This is a genomic window from Bradyrhizobium sp. WSM4872 (assembly GCF_055811715.1).
On the sequence record NZ_JBVVPT010000035.1, the window covers coordinates 39,556 to 55,450 of the forward strand.

Sequence of the window (15,895 nt, forward strand, 5' to 3'; positions counted from 1 at the left end):
GGCCGGCTCCCGCCGGCCTTTCGTTTGCCGGGCTCTGGTTGCCAGCCTTCTGTCGTTTGCATTGCGTCAACCATCTGGCGCGTCATTTGCAAGCAAACGTTTTGGCGCGCGCTTTCTCACGCGCGTCATGGAGCTCGGGTAAAGCAAAAATAATTTTTGCAGCTTACGGAACTCGCGCGCCGGAACGCGTTATATGAGAATTACCGGGCTGGTGGGACGACGGACATGCGTATCTTGGTGTCGGCTGTGGTGCTCTCGTGCTTCGTCAGTTTGCCGTGCGCTGCCCAAACAATCCTCAAATCCGAGCCTCTGATGCTAGCACCCTATGAGGTAGCCTTCGTCAAGGACGCCTCTTGCTCCTCCGGCAAGGTGCTGAAGGTCACCGGCGCGATCCGTGGGCTGCATCGTCGGAAAGCCTGCGTGGCCTTGGCGGGGGAGCAGGCCTCGCTCGCGACTGCGACGCCCTGAGCTCTGGTTTCCCAGCTTCGATCCGTCTTTAGGAATTCAGTTCAAGCTCCATCCTGGCTTGGCGATCGGCCTCGGCCTTGTTACGGGCCGGATCCTCGCCTTGTGCCGCCCGGCACGGCTTGATCTCGTAATCATTGTCGAGCACCCGGCGTGGCCCAGGGCGGTTGTCATCCGCGGATACGTCCACGACGAGGCCACTTCGCTGCGCGAGCCTCCAGACGTCGGACTCGTCAGGATAGGCTTTGCTGATCTGGGCATCGTTGCAGAACAGGGCGTAGGGCATTCTTCCCGCTCCCGGAAACCGCATTAACGACTTTGCGATGAGAGGGTTCCGCTCGCCGGTTGATCACGCGGCCGTGATCGGGGGCGACGGGCCCCTGAGCCCTTGCCGGGCCCTGAGTCCTTAACGAGTCCTGAATCCCGGAAAAAAGAATCCCCGGGACTCATTTGGCGGAATCAGGGGATGTTTTCGGCCATGTCGACGGACCTGAAAACCTCCTGCGGGCACATGCTGCTGCCCCTCACGCTGGCCCTGTTCGGCGCCTGCGCGGCCAATCTCTGGCTGGTGTGGTCCTGGCTTTAGGCCAGCGACGGGAGATCCGGCTTTACTTGTCAGCCGGTGGACGTGTGGAGGCGTCGCGAATAGCGGCGCGCAGTTTAGTCAGGGTAGCCGCGCAATATTCCTCGCGCTCGCGCTCGAACCGCTCCTGATGCTTGCGGAAATTGGCGATGCGGGCCTGCATCTCGGTGCGGACGTCGTGGCTCGCCACCCGCGGCGGCGGGAGAGGTAGGGGCTGCGGCGGAGCGGCCTGAAGTGGCTCGGTCTCGACGACGGCGTTGACGGGGACGATCTGGACCGACGCGGCCACTGTCGCCATCGGGATCTCCGGTGGATGCAAGTCATCCCTTTTGCCGGTTACCGATTGGACGAAGGCCATTGTCTGCGCGATCAGCGCGTCGCGTTCCGTGATCCACTTCATGGTGCACCCTTCTTGGAGCTATTCCAGCAAAGCTGGCCGGCCGAATCAAGAAGGTGTTGGGAGGGGGATTGCATATTTTTCCCGGCCGCTCGACAGTGGGGAATGGATGCCAAAGCAGATCATTCAGCCGAAGCCGAGGGCTTGAGGCTCGTCCGCGCGTTCCTGTCGCTGCCGGCCGACAAACGGGCGGAGGTGATCGCGTTGGTTGAGGAGTTGGCCCGCGCCAAACGCCGTCCCGAGGAAGGTGCCGACGTCTCGCCGGGGTGAGGGCTAGCGCTCCCGCGGATTGAGGTTGGGCCGGAACGGAGCCCCGACCACCCGAACCGGCGTCGGAGCGGCCACGTCGATCGCCGCCGTTTCAGCCTGCCGCTTTGCCGGAGCCGGTTCGAAGAGCGCAATTGCCGCGGCCAAGGCGCTACAGCACAGCGTCACCGCGTCCAGCAGAAACATGTTTCGGTTTTCTTCCCTGATCCGCATGGGCCGACAACGGAGGACACCGGCGACCGGTTCCGGCATTCCACGCCCGGCTCGCACCCCGGAACAGGCCGAAGCTTACGCGAAGCTTACGGCGGAAGCCCAAATAGTTAGTTTTCCGTAAGACTACCCGGGACATTTGGCATCAAATCTTAACGTCAGCTGGTTCCAATGCACGGTGCTGGGAATATGCATCGGCAGAAAATCACTGGGGCGGCTGCAATGAGCGTTTTGAACAATCTGAAAATCGTGTGGAAGGTCGCGCTGATCGTGGCCGTGATGGGCTTTGCCATGGTCGCCGTCGCCGGCTTCGGCACGCGCGAGCTCTCGGCAACCGTCGATGGCTTCGCCGAGCTTTCCGCAGCACAATCCTCAGCGCTCAACCTGACTCGGGCCCAGCGCCGCGCCGAGACCTATCATGCTGCGCTCTATGCGGTCTTCACCGAGGCGACGGAGGCGGGCAACGCCAACCGTCTCAAGACCGCGACCCAGAACCGCGATGAAATCCGCCAATACCTCGAGGCAGCCGAGCAGGACGATCCCGCGCGCGCAAGCCAGATCAAGAGCATCGGCGACCAGTTGAAAGCCGTGTTCGCCGGCTGCGATCCGGTGCTGAAGGCAGGCTCGCTCGCAAGCAGCCCGGAAGAGAACGCCAAGGCATCCGAACGTGCGCACAAGGAGTGCGATCCGGTGATGGATGCGGCGCTGGGGCGCATTGCCCAGTTCGTGGGCGAGACCGCACAGGCGGTCGCCAAGCGCAAGGACGCCATCAACCGCGACGCCAGATCCGCAACCTGGACCGTGATCGGCGTCAGCGCCGGCGGCCTGATCCTGGGGATCGCGATCGCGCTGTGCATCGGCCTCAATGCGATGTCACGGCCGATTGCCCGCCTCAAGCTCGCCATGGAGGGCCTTGCCCGCAACGATCTCAAGACCGAAGTGCCCGAGAAGGACCGCCGCGACGAGATCGGCGACATGGCGAAGACGGTCGAAATCTTCAAAACTAACGGCATCGAAGTCGAGCGCCTCAAGGCTTCGCAGGCCGAAGTGGAGAAGCAGGCCGCCGATCAGCGCAAGCGCGACATGGTCAACCTTGCCGACGGCTTTGAGCGTGCGGTCGGCGAGATCATCGAGACGGTAGGCTCGGCGTCCACCGAGCTCGAAGCGTCGTCCTCGACGTTGGCCACCACCGCGCAGCGTGCGCAGGAACTGACCTCGGTCGTCGCGGTCGCCTCGGGTGAAGCCACCAGCAACGTGCAGTCGGTTGCGACCGCTACGGAAGAACTGTCCTCCTCGGTCAACGAGATCAGCCGGCAGGTGCAGGAATCCGCGCGGATGGCGGGCGAGGCCGTCACCCAGGCCCGCACCACGACGGTGCGCGTCAGCGAGCTCTCGGTTGCGGCGACGCGCATCGGCGACGTCGTCGAGCTGATCAACACCATTGCCGGCCAGACCAACCTCCTGGCGCTCAACGCCACGATCGAGGCGGCACGTGCCGGCGAGGCCGGCCGCGGCTTCGCCGTCGTTGCCGCCGAGGTGAAGACGCTGGCCGAGCAGACGGCCAAGGCGACCGGCGAGATCAGCCAGCAAATTTCTGGCATCCAGACCGCGACCCAAGAATCCGTCAACGCGATCCGCGACATCTCCGCGACGATCGAGCGGCTCTCCGAAGTGTCGTCGACCATTGCCGCGGCCGTCGAGGAGCAGGGCGCCGCCACCCAGGAGATCTCGCGCAACGTGCAGCAGGCCGCCCACGGCACCCAGCAGGTCTCCACCAACATCGCCGACGTGCAGCGCGGTGCGGCCGAGACCGGCTCGGCCTCCTCGCAGGTGCTTTCCACCGCCAAGATGCTGGCGACCGACAGCAATCGGCTGAAGGATGAAGTCGGGAAATTCCTCCACACGGTGCGCGCCGCCTGAGTCAACGCGGCGGCATCCGTCCGCCGCGTTGCGCACTCATCGCGCCAGCAGAAATCCCATTGCGAATGCGAACAGTACGGCCGTCAGGACGACGGCCGCCGCCGCGCCGGCGGCGATCCTGGCCTTTTCTTTGATGGTGGGGCGCATCGGTGCTGCAATCTACCTCATGTTGAACTCTGATCCAATCTATGATCAGTAGCCGCGCCCGCGACACGCGCGGCCAACGTGCATTCCCGAAGGTCGACCCATGAACGAGGATGTCAGCGACGGCTGGGCCGCGTCCGCGGCCGCCTGGATCGTCGAGCAGGGCGAGGACGGCGACTATGGCCGCCGCTTCGTGCTGGACGCGCCGATGCGGGCGCGGATCGAAGGGCGAGGCTTCCGCAATGCCCTCGACGTCGGCTGCGGGGAGGGGCGCTTCTGTCGGATCATGCAGCGCGCGGGCATCCGCACCACTGGCGTCGATCCAACCAAAGCGCTGCTCGCGCGTGCCATGGAATTGGACCCGCAGGGCGACTACCGGCTCGGCCGAGCCGAGACAATGGAGGTGGATGCCTCCTATGACCTCGTCGTGAGCTATCTCAGCCTGATCGACATGCCCGATCTGGCTGCAGCTATCGTGAAGATGGTGGCAGCGCTGCGGCCGGGTGGTACGCTGCTGATCGCGAACCTCACCAGCTTCAACACGGCCGGTCCGCCCAACGGCTGGACGCGTGACGGTGATGGCGCCCTGCGCTTCACCATCGATCACTACATGGACGAGCGGCCGACCTGGGTGACTTGGCGCGGCATCCGAGTTCAGAACTGGCATCGTCCGCTCAGCACCTACATGACGCTGCTGCTCGATCACGGACTTCAGTTGCGCCTGTTCGCTGAGCCGCAGCCTACGGGCGGGGATCCCGACAGAATTGCCCGTCATCGCCGGGTACCATTTTTCCACGTCATGGAGTGGCAGAAGCCGGCTTAAGGGACGAGGCCTGCGATTTCGAAGGCGCAGTTGAACTGCTAGTGTGTTCGCGACGGAATCTTGTTTTGAGGTCCGCCCGATGATCTCCAAGCGTCCACCCGTGCTCGCCCATGAGCGGTTCGCCGCCGACCGCGACAATTTCGCGGGCCTCGACCTTGCCGCGCGGTTCGAGCGGATCGAGCAGACCAATTTGTGGGGCGCGGCCAGTTCGGTGTCGGGCCTCGGCTCGGAGGATCCCGCGACCGCAGCGATCCGCAAGATGCTTCCACCACTGCTGCAACGGCTCGGCGCACACTCGCTGCTCGATGCGCCCTGCGGCGACGCGGGCTGGATCGGTCGCATCAAGCTGGATCTCGACTACACCGGCGTCGATATCGTGCCGTCGCTCATCGCGGAAAATCGCAAGCGCGTGGCTGGCGGCGAGTTGTCAGGCCGGTTTCTCCTTGCCGACATCACGCGCGATGCGCTCCCCCGCGCCGATGTGGTGCTGTGCCGGGACTGCTTGGTGCATTTGAGTTTCGACCATATCGTCCGCGCCATCGCGAACTTTCGCGCCAGCGGAGCGCGTTTCCTGCTGGTCACGACGTTTCCCGAATGGGAAGACAATCGCGATTGCGAGGACGGCGACTGGCGGGCGTTGAACATGGAGAAGGCGCCGTTCGACTGGCCGCCACCGCGCGCGCTGATCAACGAGCGTTGCGAGGAGGGTGGTGGCGGCTGGCGGGACAAAAGCCTCGGGCTGTGGGCGCTGGAGCAATTATCTGACGGCGGGATACGATGCTGAGAGTGTGCGAGTGGGCAAGCGCTGCGGTCAACTGAGGAAGGAGAGTGTCTCGATGATCGATGCCCAATGTAGGTGCGGCGCTCTCGCGCTGTCGCTTCCCGGACCTTCCGGCCTCGTCGTCGCCTGCCACTGCATTGACTGCCAGCGTCGAACCGGCGCGCCGTTCGGCGTCGGTGCGTTCTATCCGGCGGAGGGCGTCGCGATCTCGGGAACGCCGAAGGAGTACGTCCGGACAGCCGCAAGCGGCGGCAAGGTCCGCAGCTATTTTTGCCCCGAGTGCGGTTCGACGGTCTATTGGAAGGCGGACAATCTGCCTGCGATGATCGGCGTTGCCGTGGGCGCGATCGCGGTTCCGAACTACCCGGCGCCCATCCGCTCGGTTTTTGAACAGTCGAAACATGCCTGGGTGGAGATATCAGGCGCTGAGCACTTCCAGCAAAGCAGCGCACCGAAGCATTCGAAGTGAGAGTTGCGCGTCAAGTTTCGCGCCAAGGCTTCGCGTCGAGATGAGTTGACGCTGTTCCCGTGTGGTTCCGCTGAGGGTCGGAATTGGCGGCAGTCCCTCTGCTTCGCGTGAGACAATAGCTAGTGGTCCGGGTTGGATCGAACTTGACAAAACTCGTTTGCCGACCGGAGCTAACGATGAACGACGCGGAAATTTTCGAACCTTTCTTGAAGCGGTTGCGGGTCAGCACCGAAATTGACGAAGAGGACGAGGTCGCTATCCGTGATCTACCAATCACGGTGAAGCGGATGGCTGGCGGTCAACCGGTCGTTTCTCTCGGAGACCGACCTTCGGCATGCTGCCTTGTCGTTGATGGCTCTATCCTGAGATCAAAGATCGTCGGCGATGGCCACCGCCAGATCATGGCCTTTCACCAGCCCGGCGACATTCCCGATCTGCAGGGCCTCTTCCTACATGTGATGGACCATGACGTCAGCACGCTTGGCGATAGCGTTCTCGGCTTCATTCCCCATGCAGCGGTGCGCTCAGTGACCCGATCCGCACGCCCCGATGGGCGCACGTGGCATCGGCGAGATCGGTATCACAGGAGTTGGCGCGGCGGTAGCAAACGCCATCTTCAATGCGACAGGCCGTCGTATTCGCGACCTGCCGATAACATTGGACAAGCTGCTATAGCGAGTTCACGCGGGACACTCGGCGCAATTTCATTCTCTCCTGGCGGAATTCCGACTGGAGACGTCGCGCGTTAGCACGCCCGCCGGGAACTAGCTGGGTGGCGGCGTGTCATCGACGAGGTGCACGCCGGCGGGCCGATGGCACCGTAGCTACGGCATATTGGCGCCGTTCGCACGCGCGCTCAGGATTGGTCTGCTCCCGGTGCTTACGAAAGTCCGTCCGGTCTTTCGCCACCGGAGAAGAAGTTCGGCGAGCCGATGGGCGAAGAGGAAATCGCGGACGCCATTCGCGCTTTTGCGGATGCGGCGCCTGTGGCTAAGCGCCGGGGATTCGATGCCGTCGAATTGCACGCCGCGCACGGCTAAGCAGCCATTCGCAGCAGATCGAGGATGTCAGCTTCGCTTTTGAATGGCCGCGGATTGGCTTGGACGAAGCGATGATTGATTGCAATCTTGCTAATCTGGTCAAACTTGTCTTCGCCAATCCCGACGTCGGCAAGACGGCCGGGCAATCCAAGTTTCTTGGTGAATTGCGCGAAGGCGGCGGCGGCTTCCATACCGGGCTCGCCAAGGGCCATCGCCAGGCGCTGCTGCGCATCCTCAGTGAACGCCTTGTTGTAGCGAAGCAGGCTCGGCATGATGACCGGTGTGCAATAGTAGTGCGGAACGCCGAAGGTCCCGCCAAGGACATGGCCGATGCCGTGACTGGCTCCCATCGGGACCCGCGCCTGCAGGCCGAAAGCCGCGAGCCACGCGCCATATTGAGACAGTCGGCGCGCCTCCAGATCATCAGGCTGGTGCAAGGTCCGGAGCATTCCCTCGCGCAGGGTGCGGATGCCAGCCAGGACCACCTCGTCGGCGAGCGGCGTGCCGGCGGGTGAGCACAATGCTTCGATGCCGTGATCCATCGAGCGGGTTCCCGATCCCATCCACAGCTTGGAAGGCGTATGAACCGTGAGGGCAGGGTCGAGAATGATCGCCACCGGCATCATCCGGGGATGAAAGAAAATCTGCTTCAGCTTGTTGCGTTCATCCGTGACAAGCGCTGCTGCATTGTATTCGCCGCCATTCAGCGTCGACGGGACCGCGATCTGTCGAATTTTGGGCGATCGAAATGGTGAGACGGTGACCCCAGGGTCCATCGGGAATGGATCAAAACCCGCTTCGTCGGGGATGTCATGTTCCATCGCCATGATGACGATCTTGGCGAGGTCGATCGCCGAGCCTCCGCCGACGGCTACGACCAGGTCGGCTCCGGCGTCCTTGGCTTGACGGGCAACCTCGGCGGCTTGCTTGCGCGTGGTGTGCTCTGCGATTCCATCGAAGGTCGCGACATGTCTGCCGCCGAGCGCGCGCCGGATCTTCTCGATCTCGTCGGTCCTGGTGTTCAAGGTGCGGCTGACGATCAGGAAGACGCGTTTGGCATCAAGTCGCACCGCTTCATCGTTCAAGGCCTCAGACGCAGCCTTGCCGTAAACGACACGATCGATTGCCGGAAAATTGTGTATCCCTGCTTTGCGCATTTGCGTTCTCCCTGTTAGTTCAAAAACGGAAGTGACTATAGGGTGAAGGTCTGGAGGGTGCAACGAACCACCCGTGACCCATAAGGGCTGCAATACTGACTTTGTTCAGACAGGCCCCGTCACGCGCGGACCGGTCGATGACGATCTAATCGCTTGACGGGTTCAAAAAAAGAACTGTATCATAGGAGGAGAAGACGGCCGAACGCAACGGCAGCGACGTGCCGGATTTACGGCTGGACCCGTTCAGCGCGGTGCCTCTTCGCAAGGCCGCGACGAGCCGGCGCTGGCGCAACAAAACAAAGCCGCACACCCGAAAAGGGGTGCACGTTTGGGAGGACGAGCAATGTTGGTGAGATGGAAGATCCTCGCGGCCCTGGCTCTATTGTTGAGCGGACCCGCATTGGCCGCCGACGAGCCGGGAATCTCTGCCACCGAGATCAAGATCGGCGGAGTTTTTCCGTTCAGCGGCCCGGCATCATCGATCGGTCTCGTGGGCAAGGGACTCATGGCCTATATTCAGGCCTTGAATGACCGCGGCGGCGTCAACGGACGCAAGATCAACTACATCGCCTATGACGACGGATATAGCCCTCCCAAGGCGGTGGAGCACGTCCGCAAGCTCGTTGAAAGCGACGAAGTGTCGTTCATGTTCGGCCAGCTCGGCACGCCCGGCATTTCGGCCACTGCGAAATACCTGAAGGCCAAGGGGGTCCCGAGTGTCGCTATCGTCAGTGGTTCGTCCAAGTTCACTGACGTCACCAATTACCCGCTGATCACCACGGGTCTGGTCAGCTACGACACCGAAGGAAAAATCTACGCCAAATATCTGACAAAGACGCTGCCAAACGCCAAGTATGCCATCCTCTATCAGAACGACGATCTTGGCAAAGATTACCTCGCTGCCTTCAAGGCGTTTCTCGGCAAGGATTTCGACCGCAAGATCGTCAGTGCTTCCTACGAGGTCACCGAACCGACGATTGATTCGCAGATTACCAATCTGAAGAGCTCGGGTGCCGAAGCCCTGGTAATCGCCGGCACGCCGAAGTTCGCGGCCCAGGCCATCCGGCAAGCCTCCGTGATCGGCTGGAAGGCGACCGTGATCATCAATTTCCCGTCCGGATCCGTCGGAGGCACGCTTGCACCGGCCGGCCTCGACAAATCGGTCGGCGTGATGGTCGGGACGACCAACAAGGATGTCCTGGATGAGACATGGAAGAGTGACCCGGGCATGCAGGCTTACCGGGCATTTTTCGACAAGTATCTTACGGGCGCCGATATCACCAACGGCAGCTATCTGACCGGTTATCAGCAAGGCGTCCTGCTCGAGCAGATCCTCAAGCAATGCGGTGATGATCTGTCGCGGAAGAATATTCTGGCGCAGGCGAAGAACCTGAAGGACATCGTCGTTCCGACTGTGTTGCCCGGGATCAAGGTCAACACCAGCGAAACCGAGAACATGATCTGGACGCAGATGCGGCTGCAGCGCTGGACCGGCACGACGTGGCAAGCCTTCGGAGAAGTCCTGGACGCCAGGTCCGAGTGACTCTGGCGCAACCCGCCCGTTCTATCGCATCCGCGGTGATTCAGGAGATCGTTCTCGATGTCGACGAAGCCATTGACGTTTGCGCCAAGGGAACTCTCCGTCGAGCCCCGGACCGACGGCACGCTCGTATTGAGGTCGCCGCTCGAATTAGGGCCATGCGACTGGCGGGTCACCGATTTTCTGCCGCGCTGGGCAAGCGCGGTTCCGGACAGAATATTTCTCGCGCAACGCAATGCCAATGGGGAATGGGGCGAGATCACTTATGGCGAAGCATGGTCGCAGGTCCAGGCGGTCGGCCAGAGCCTGATCGATATGGGCGCAAAGCCGGCCGACAGGCTGGCCGTGCTCTCGGGTAACTCCATCGAGAACGCGGTGATGTCTTTTGCGGCGATGTCGATAGGCGTCATTCTGGCGCCAATATCGCCGAACTACACGCTGATGCCCGGCGGCCTTGCGCGTCTCAAGGACATCGCACAGGTGCTGCGTCCGAACTTCGTTTTCGTTCAGAGTGGACGCGATTTTTCCCCGGCCCGTTCCATTCCCGAATTGGCAGATGCGGCCTGGATCAGCGTCGATGGCGCGCCGGACACGACGCCTTTCCGCGTCCTGACGGATCGAACGGAGTGGACAGGATTTGCGCAAGCGTCGAGTGCGGTCTCGACTGACGCCGTCGTAAAAGTCCTCTTCACGTCCGGTTCGACCGGCCTGCCAAAGGGCGTGCTGAACACGCACCGCATGATGGCGAGCTCCCTGCAAATGGGGGGCCTTCTCGTGTCGCCTCCGGAGGCGCCGGTCCAGGTCGAGTGGCTGCCGTGGCACCATACGATGGGCAGCAACGTCATTCTTCACGGCATTCTCAAGAACGGCGGGACTCTCTACATCGATGACGGCCGGCCGCTGCCTCAGCTCTTTCACAAGTCGGTGGCGAACCTCAAGGAGATCTCGCCGACGGCGATGTTCAATGTGCCCGCCGGTTACAATCTTTTGTGTGATGCCATCGAGAGCGACGCGGCCCTCGGCGCGAGCATCTTCAAACGGCTGGATCGATTGAGCTACGCAGGGGCTGCAATCTCGCAAGGCACGCTTGAAAAACTTTATCGACTGACATCGTCGATCACGGGCCGGCGGATTCCGGTGATGTCGGGCTATGGAACGACCGAAACGGCGCCGACAATCAGCACGACGCATTGGGCAACGGATCGGCCGGGCGAGATTGGTCTTCCGGCTCCGGGCGTACAGCTGAAACTGATTCCTGTTTCCGACACGTACGAGGCCAGGGTGAAGGGGCCCAACGTCACCCCCGGTTACCTCGGCAGGGCCGATCTGACCGAGAAGGCCTTTGACGAGGAGGGGTTCTATCGCATCGGTGACACCGTGTCGTTTATCGATCCCGAGAAGCCGGAGCTTGGTCTGCGTTTCACGGGCAGAATTTCGGAGAACTTCAAGCTCGCGAACGGCACGTGGGTTGCGATCGGCAATATGCGCGCCGCCATCCTGGCCGCAACGCGCGGCGTCCTGCTGGACATTGTCGTTGCCGGAGAAAACCGTGAAGCCTGCGCGCTGCTGTGCTGGCTGAACCCGACCGAGGCGGCGCGGATATCGAACGCGCCGGCTGCGGATTTGACCTGCGATCCCAAAGTGATCGAATTCCTGAGACATCGTCTGCAGGAATATAATGAGGCTGTTGGAAGCAGCGAAAAAATCTGCTCGTTCACCCTGCTGAAGGATCCGCCCTCATTGGCCGCGGGAGAAATCACTGACAAGGCCTATGTCAATCAACGTGCTGTGCTCAAACACCGGGCTCTACTAGCGGACCGTCTCCACTGCAACGAACCCGACGCGGCTGTGATTCGAGTCTGAGGATGCGTTTCGCGCGTCGCGCCAATGCTCAAGCGGCGCTGCGGCGGGCCTTTGCCTTCGGCTTTTCGGGTGCCTCCATCATCCGGGGGCTTTGGGCGCCCGGCCCTGGATGGGTATGAACCTCCCTGGCCAGGAGCGGCTCGCCGCATTCAGAGCACACCATGACCGGGTCGAAATCCTTTCCGCACTTGCGGTGCTGGTGCAACAGCGGCCGGCCGCGCTCGTCGACCATGTGAGTGTCGCCCCAATGCACGAGCGCCATCATGATCGGATAGAGGTCGAGGCCCTTCTGGGTCAGGATATATTCGTGACGCTTGGGCGCTTCCTGATAGGGAATGCGGCGCAGGATGCCCAACCGAACCAGCTTCTTCAGCCGCTCGGCGAGTAGATGGCGTGTAATTCCGAGCGCCGACTGAAATCCTTCAAAGCGCCGCGTGCGCAGAAAGCATTCGCGCAGGATCAGAAGCGTCCAGCGGTCGCCGATTACGCCGATGGTTCGGGCCATCGAACACGGCTCTTCCTCCAGTTCTTTCCACTTCATCCGTACTCTCCAGTCATCCCGGCAAGGCCCGCTCGAATCGCCGCCGAGGTCGCCGCATTTCCCTAGCATTCTAGATAGGTACTGAATTTCAAACAATACCAGATAGGTTAGTCAAACCAGCATAAATCCGGCCAAATTTGACAGTTCGATTTTAGAACTGTAGAAGTGAGAATTGGTAAGCCGCGCGATTGGATCGCCGGTCCCTGACCATCCAATACGCTCTGCGGGAGAAAGCGGTCATGACCCTCAAGGTTGAATTCCAGTTCGATTTCGGCAGCCCGAACGCCTATCTGGCGGAGGTCGCCATCCCAGGAATCGAGCGGCGGACGGGCGTAAAATTCGAGTACGTCCCGGTCCTGCTCGGCGGGATCTACAAGGCGACCGGCAACATGTCGCCGTTCGATTCGCTTCGCGGGATCAAGAACAAGCCGGAATATCAAGCGCTCGAAACCCAGCGGTTCATCCGGCGCCACAACATCACGAAATTTCGCCAAAACTCCTTCTTTCCGGTCAATACATTGATGCTGATGCGCGGGGCCGTCGCGGCCCAATTCGAAGGCGTATTCGAACCTTATTTCCGAGCCGCCTATCATCACATGTGGGAAGAGCCCAAGAAGATGGACGACCCCGAAGTGTTCCGGGCCGCATTTTCTTCCTCGGGAATCGACATCGACAGGCTTGTTGCACGCGCTCAGCAGGATGACGTCAAGAAGAAGCTGATCGATCTGACCAATGACGCCGTCGCCCGCGGCGCCTTCGGTTCGCCGACATTCTTCGTCGGCAAGGAGATGTTTTTCGGCAAGGACCAACTCCGCGACGTCGAGGAATCGATCGTCGAGCAGACCCGGCAGCCCGTTTCCAAGACCGGTTAGTTTACCGACTTGCAGTCCGTGCGTGTTGAGGCGAACGGCTGACGGTAAGCCAGAGTTTACCCTCGGCTCGTTGGCAGAAAAAAGATCCAGGGAGAGTGCAATGGCTGGTCCGCTTGGCGGCGTTCGTGTCCTCGATCTAACCGGCGTGGTGTCGGGCCCGTTTGCGACGATGTTTCTCGCAGATCAGGGCGCCGACGTGCTCAAGATCGAGCCGATCGGTGGCGATATCACCCGTCGCAGCCGGGCCACCATCGACAAGGACGGCGAGTTCTCCGCGCTGTTCATCTCATCAAACCGCGGCAAGCGTTCGCTCTCTATCGACGTCAAGAGCCCGGCCGGGCGCGAGGTGCTGGCCAAACTGGTCGCACAAGCCGATGTCCTTGTGCAGAACTTCCGGCCCGGCACCATGGAGCGCCTCGGCCTCGGCGTCGAAGAGCTGCGCCGGCGACATCCGCGCCTGATCTACGTATCGATCAGCGGCGTCGGCGAGACCGGACCTTATGTGAAGAAGCGCGTTTACGATCCGATCATTCAGGGCCTGTCGGGCTTTGCCGATATCCAGTCGCAGCCGGTCACTAACCGCCCGCAAATGATCCGCACCATCGTGTGCGACAAGACCACCGCCGTGTTCACCGCACAGGCGGTGGCGGCGGCGCTCTACGCGCGTGAGAAGACCGGGCAGGGGGATCATATCCAGGTCGCGATGCTCGATGCCATGATCTCATACCTCTGGCCTGAAGGCATGATGCAGTACACGGTGGTCGGAGCCGAGGCCGCTGCCGCCGATCCCAATGACCGGCCGGATCTCGTGTTCAAGACCAGCGACGGCTTCATCACGGCAGGCACTATCTCCGATTCCGAATGGCAGGGCTTCTGCCACGCGTCCGGCGATCCCGAGCTTGCCAACGATATCAGGTTTGCGACCCCTTCGGCGCGTTCGGTCAACGCCACGGCGCGCATCAACAAGATGGCGGAGTATATCGGCCAGCACACGACCGCCGAATGGCTGGGGCGGCTGGACGCTGCGGATGTGCCTTGCGCGCCGATCCTGCGGCGCGGCGAAATCATCCACAACGAGCAGGTGGTGGCGCGCGGGATCATCGCGGAATTCGATCAGCCAAAGGTCGGCCGGGTGCGGCAGCCGAAGCCCGCAGCCCGCTTCGAGGTCAACCAAGCTGCCATCGGCGGACCGGCGCCCCGCGTCGGCGAGCACTCGCGCGAGGTGCTGCGCGAGCTGGGCTACGATGATCGCGCGATCGACGACATGGTGGCCGCGCGCACGTTGCGCGTGGCGATGTAAGCTCAAGCGCTTCGCGCGATCGGTGATCGGCTCTCAAGCCTTGGCAGGCATCGGCGTAATCGGTGCTGCCGGAACATTCGCCGCAGCCGCGCGCTGGTAAGCCTCCCGGATTCGCATACGCTCGAGATAGGGCTGGGCATTGTCACAGATGCCGACACCGTAGGCGACCGCCCAGTCCAGGCACGTCGTCAGCAGGATATCGGCGCTGCTGAAGCGCTCGCCCATGAGGAAATCCCGGCCGTCGGCCAGCGCGACCTCGACGTGGCGCATCTGCGCCCGAAAATATTCGGCGGCTTGAGCGACGACCTCCGGCGCAACGCCGTAAATCGGGCCTAGCGCATCGGCGCTGTGACGGCGCATCACATACAGGCTGGTCGAGTCGAGCTCGGTGACGATGAAGAAGCACCATTCCAGCCACGCGGCATAGTCGCGGGTAGATTCCGGAATCAACGCACGCTCTGGCGTCGAGTACATGCGCGACAAATATGCGACGATCGCGGCACTTTCCCCAATGCAGAAATCGCCGTCCTGCAGCAGCGGAACTTTCTGGCGCGGATTGAGCCTGGTATATTCGGCGGTCTTTGTCTCGCCGGTCCGCGGGCCGATCGGCTTGGTTTTGTAGGGCAAGCCAAGCTCGTGCATCGCCCAGTGAGGTCGAACGGTGCGGCTTGTCCCAACGCCCCACAGAGTGAGGTCTGGACTGTCGCTCATGTCACCATTTCTCCGCAGCGGGACGAAGGTCAAGTTCATGGGTCCAGCCGTCGCGGCTTTGCTGATGAGCGAACCAATACGCTTCGGCAATCGAGGAGGTCTTGGTCAGGCTGTCGGGAGGGATCTCGCTGGCCTCGACCCCCCTGGCCGCCTTCATGCGCTGATGAATGGCTTCGCTATCGACGCCGGCATCGATGATGAGGTGGACGATGTGAATGTTCTTGGGCCCGAGCTCGCGTGCCATGGCCTGGGCCACCGCGCGCAGGCCGAATTTTGCCGATGCAAAAGCAGCAAACCCCTTGCTGCCGCGGATGCTTGCGGTCGCGCCGGTAAAAAAGATGGTGCCGCGTCCGCGCTGAAGCATGACGCGCGCGGCCTCACGTCCGACCAGGAAGCCCGCGTAGCACGCCAGCTCCCAGGCTTTGAAGAAGAGCTTCTCGGTGGTCTCCAGCAGCGGCTTGTTGACGTTCGATCCGGCATTGAACAGACAGATCTCGATCGGCCCGATGTCGCGTTCGACGTCCGCGAACAGTTTCTGCACTTCCGCTTCCTGGCGGGCATCGACGCTGAATGCGTGGATGCCGCAGCCTTTCGCCCTGAGCTCATCCACCAGCGCCTGGGACTTGGCCGCATCGCGCCTGCAGATGCAAACAATGTAGCCCTCGCTGGCAAAGCGCCGCGCAACGGCCGCGCCGATGGCGTCACCCGCGCCGACCAGAATCGCGACCCCGCGATTTTCTCCCATGCTCGCCTCTCCCATAAGTTCTTATTTGATACGTTATCGGTATCGTCTGAAAGCTACGTTGTAAACG

Annotated in this window: 18 protein-coding genes and 2 pseudogenes; 13 read left to right on the top strand and 7 right to left on the bottom strand. The window is 62.0% G+C overall.

Annotated elements, in window-relative coordinates; translation table 11 throughout:
* Positions 1–225 precede the first annotated feature (225 nt).
* Positions 226–468 (top strand): hypothetical protein, encoded by a 243-nt coding sequence (locus AC0L3C_RS31620; RefSeq protein ID WP_018455389.1) that lies wholly within the window; start codon positions 226–228, stop codon positions 466–468.
* 28 nt (positions 469–496) lie between these two features.
* On the opposite strand, the gene AC0L3C_RS31625 is transcribed toward AC0L3C_RS31620, so the two are convergent.
* Together AC0L3C_RS31625 and AC0L3C_RS31630 are read right to left on the bottom strand one after the other, a co-directional pair.
* Positions 497–751: a hypothetical protein gene (locus AC0L3C_RS31625; RefSeq protein WP_007602660.1), complete on the bottom strand. Its 255-nt coding sequence runs from the start codon at positions 749–751 to the stop codon at positions 497–499.
* 322 nt (positions 752–1,073) lie between these two features.
* Positions 1,074–1,448, bottom strand: coding sequence for a hypothetical protein (locus AC0L3C_RS31630; protein ID WP_473409901.1), 375 nt, complete (start codon positions 1,446–1,448; stop codon positions 1,074–1,076).
* A 102-nt stretch (positions 1,449–1,550) separates the two neighbouring features.
* Here AC0L3C_RS31630 and AC0L3C_RS31635 point away from each other — a divergent pair, with 102 nt between their 5' ends.
* Positions 1,551–1,715, top strand: a complete 165-nt coding sequence (locus AC0L3C_RS31635; protein WP_473280201.1) for a hypothetical protein — start codon at positions 1,551–1,553, stop codon at positions 1,713–1,715.
* Positions 1,716–1,718: 3 nt separating this feature from the next.
* Here the strand turns inward: AC0L3C_RS31635 and AC0L3C_RS31640 are convergent, their stop codons facing one another.
* Positions 1,719–1,898: a hypothetical protein gene (locus tag AC0L3C_RS31640; RefSeq protein ID WP_473409902.1), complete on the bottom strand. Its 180-nt coding sequence runs from the start codon at positions 1,896–1,898 to the stop codon at positions 1,719–1,721.
* Positions 1,899–2,144: 246 nt separating this feature from the next.
* On the opposite strand from AC0L3C_RS31640, the gene AC0L3C_RS31645 reads away from it, so the two are divergent.
* The 7 genes and pseudogenes from AC0L3C_RS31645 (at position 2,145) to AC0L3C_RS31675 (ending at position 7,099) form a co-directional block, all read left to right on the top strand.
* Positions 2,145–3,842, top strand: a complete 1,698-nt coding sequence (locus tag AC0L3C_RS31645) for a methyl-accepting chemotaxis protein (protein WP_473409903.1) — start codon at positions 2,145–2,147, stop codon at positions 3,840–3,842.
* A 247-nt stretch (positions 3,843–4,089) separates the two neighbouring features.
* Positions 4,090–4,809, top strand: a complete 720-nt coding sequence (locus AC0L3C_RS31650; protein ID WP_473258686.1) for a class I SAM-dependent methyltransferase — start codon at positions 4,090–4,092, stop codon at positions 4,807–4,809.
* Positions 4,810–4,888: 79 nt separating this feature from the next.
* Complete coding sequence (locus tag AC0L3C_RS31655; RefSeq protein WP_473409904.1) at positions 4,889–5,593, top strand: class I SAM-dependent methyltransferase; 705 nt, start codon at positions 4,889–4,891, stop codon at positions 5,591–5,593.
* A 52-nt stretch (positions 5,594–5,645) separates the two neighbouring features.
* Positions 5,646–6,059 (top strand): GFA family protein, encoded by a 414-nt coding sequence (locus AC0L3C_RS31660; protein WP_473258682.1) that lies wholly within the window; start codon positions 5,646–5,648, stop codon positions 6,057–6,059.
* A gap of 287 nt (positions 6,060–6,346) precedes the next feature.
* Positions 6,347–6,532 (top strand): annotated as a pseudogene (locus AC0L3C_RS31665) (cyclic nucleotide-binding domain-containing protein); the annotation flags it as partial.
* 58 nt (positions 6,533–6,590) lie between these two features.
* Positions 6,591–6,734: pseudogene (locus AC0L3C_RS31670) on the top strand (xanthine dehydrogenase family protein molybdopterin-binding subunit); the annotation flags it as partial.
* 158 nt (positions 6,735–6,892) lie between these two features.
* Positions 6,893–7,099, top strand: coding sequence for an oxidoreductase (locus AC0L3C_RS31675; RefSeq protein ID WP_473259421.1), 207 nt, complete (start codon positions 6,893–6,895; stop codon positions 7,097–7,099).
* On the opposite strand, the gene AC0L3C_RS31680 is transcribed toward AC0L3C_RS31675, so the two are convergent.
* The gene (locus tag AC0L3C_RS31680; protein WP_473280314.1) at positions 7,096–8,256 is read right to left on the bottom strand and encodes an iron-containing alcohol dehydrogenase; all 1,161 of its coding nucleotides are present in this window, start codon (positions 8,254–8,256) and stop codon (positions 7,096–7,098) included. The genes AC0L3C_RS31675 and AC0L3C_RS31680 overlap by 4 nt on opposite strands.
* A 343-nt stretch (positions 8,257–8,599) precedes the next feature.
* Between AC0L3C_RS31680 and AC0L3C_RS31685 the strand changes: the two genes are divergently transcribed.
* A complete protein-coding gene (locus tag AC0L3C_RS31685) occupies positions 8,600–9,799 on the top strand; it encodes an ABC transporter substrate-binding protein (RefSeq protein ID WP_473258679.1) in 1,200 nt (399 codons plus the stop codon).
* A 57-nt stretch (positions 9,800–9,856) separates the two neighbouring features.
* Entirely contained in the window at positions 9,857–11,659 is a 1,803-nt protein-coding gene (locus tag AC0L3C_RS31690; RefSeq protein WP_473409905.1) for an AMP-binding protein, read from the top strand.
* Positions 11,660–11,687: 28 nt separating this feature from the next.
* On the opposite strand, the gene AC0L3C_RS31695 is transcribed toward AC0L3C_RS31690, so the two are convergent.
* On the bottom strand, positions 11,688–12,200 hold the full coding sequence (locus tag AC0L3C_RS31695; protein WP_440639825.1) for a winged helix-turn-helix transcriptional regulator: 513 nt from the start codon (positions 12,198–12,200) through the stop codon (positions 11,688–11,690).
* 239 nt (positions 12,201–12,439) lie between these two features.
* Here AC0L3C_RS31695 and AC0L3C_RS31700 point away from each other — a divergent pair, with 239 nt between their 5' ends.
* Entirely contained in the window at positions 12,440–13,072 is a 633-nt protein-coding gene (locus AC0L3C_RS31700) for a DsbA family protein (RefSeq protein ID WP_473409906.1), read from the top strand.
* A gap of 100 nt (positions 13,073–13,172) precedes the next feature.
* On the top strand, positions 13,173–14,372 hold the full coding sequence (locus AC0L3C_RS31705; RefSeq protein WP_473409907.1) for a CaiB/BaiF CoA transferase family protein: 1,200 nt from the start codon (positions 13,173–13,175) through the stop codon (positions 14,370–14,372).
* 33 nt (positions 14,373–14,405) lie between these two features.
* Here the strand turns inward: AC0L3C_RS31705 and AC0L3C_RS31710 are convergent, their stop codons facing one another.
* Positions 14,406–15,083, bottom strand: a complete 678-nt coding sequence (locus AC0L3C_RS31710; RefSeq protein ID WP_473258669.1) for a glutathione S-transferase family protein — start codon at positions 15,081–15,083, stop codon at positions 14,406–14,408.
* Between the two features lies 1 nt (position 15,084).
* A complete protein-coding gene (locus tag AC0L3C_RS31715) occupies positions 15,085–15,828 on the bottom strand; it encodes an SDR family NAD(P)-dependent oxidoreductase (protein ID WP_473258667.1) in 744 nt (247 codons plus the stop codon).
* Positions 15,829–15,895 lie beyond the last annotated feature (67 nt).

Excerpts from the sequence above, each read along its gene's own strand:
- AC0L3C_RS31620 (WP_018455389.1), top strand. The coding sequence starts at position 226 with ATGCGTATCTTGGTGTCGGCTGTGGTGCTCTCGTGCTTCGTCAGTTTG.
- AC0L3C_RS31625 (WP_007602660.1), bottom strand. The coding sequence starts at position 751 with ATGCCCTACGCCCTGTTCTGCAACGATGCCCAGATCAGCAAAGCCTAT.
- AC0L3C_RS31630 (WP_473409901.1), bottom strand. The coding sequence starts at position 1,448 with ATGAAGTGGATCACGGAACGCGACGCGCTGATCGCGCAGACAATGGCC.
- AC0L3C_RS31635 (WP_473280201.1), top strand. The coding sequence starts at position 1,551 with ATGGATGCCAAAGCAGATCATTCAGCCGAAGCCGAGGGCTTGAGGCTC.
- AC0L3C_RS31640 (WP_473409902.1), bottom strand. The coding sequence starts at position 1,898 with ATGTTTCTGCTGGACGCGGTGACGCTGTGCTGTAGCGCCTTGGCCGCG.
- AC0L3C_RS31645 (WP_473409903.1), top strand. The coding sequence starts at position 2,145 with ATGAGCGTTTTGAACAATCTGAAAATCGTGTGGAAGGTCGCGCTGATC.
- AC0L3C_RS31650 (WP_473258686.1), top strand. The coding sequence starts at position 4,090 with ATGAACGAGGATGTCAGCGACGGCTGGGCCGCGTCCGCGGCCGCCTGG.
- AC0L3C_RS31655 (WP_473409904.1), top strand. The coding sequence starts at position 4,889 with ATGATCTCCAAGCGTCCACCCGTGCTCGCCCATGAGCGGTTCGCCGCC.
- AC0L3C_RS31660 (WP_473258682.1), top strand. The coding sequence starts at position 5,646 with ATGATCGATGCCCAATGTAGGTGCGGCGCTCTCGCGCTGTCGCTTCCC.
- AC0L3C_RS31680 (WP_473280314.1), bottom strand. The coding sequence starts at position 8,256 with ATGCGCAAAGCAGGGATACACAATTTTCCGGCAATCGATCGTGTCGTT.
- AC0L3C_RS31685 (WP_473258679.1), top strand. The coding sequence starts at position 8,600 with ATGTTGGTGAGATGGAAGATCCTCGCGGCCCTGGCTCTATTGTTGAGC.
- AC0L3C_RS31690 (WP_473409905.1), top strand. The coding sequence starts at position 9,857 with ATGTCGACGAAGCCATTGACGTTTGCGCCAAGGGAACTCTCCGTCGAG.
- AC0L3C_RS31695 (WP_440639825.1), bottom strand. The coding sequence starts at position 12,200 with ATGAAGTGGAAAGAACTGGAGGAAGAGCCGTGTTCGATGGCCCGAACC.
- AC0L3C_RS31700 (WP_473409906.1), top strand. The coding sequence starts at position 12,440 with ATGACCCTCAAGGTTGAATTCCAGTTCGATTTCGGCAGCCCGAACGCC.
- AC0L3C_RS31705 (WP_473409907.1), top strand. The coding sequence starts at position 13,173 with ATGGCTGGTCCGCTTGGCGGCGTTCGTGTCCTCGATCTAACCGGCGTG.
- AC0L3C_RS31710 (WP_473258669.1), bottom strand. The coding sequence starts at position 15,083 with ATGAGCGACAGTCCAGACCTCACTCTGTGGGGCGTTGGGACAAGCCGC.
- AC0L3C_RS31715 (WP_473258667.1), bottom strand. The coding sequence starts at position 15,828 with ATGGGAGAAAATCGCGGGGTCGCGATTCTGGTCGGCGCGGGTGACGCC.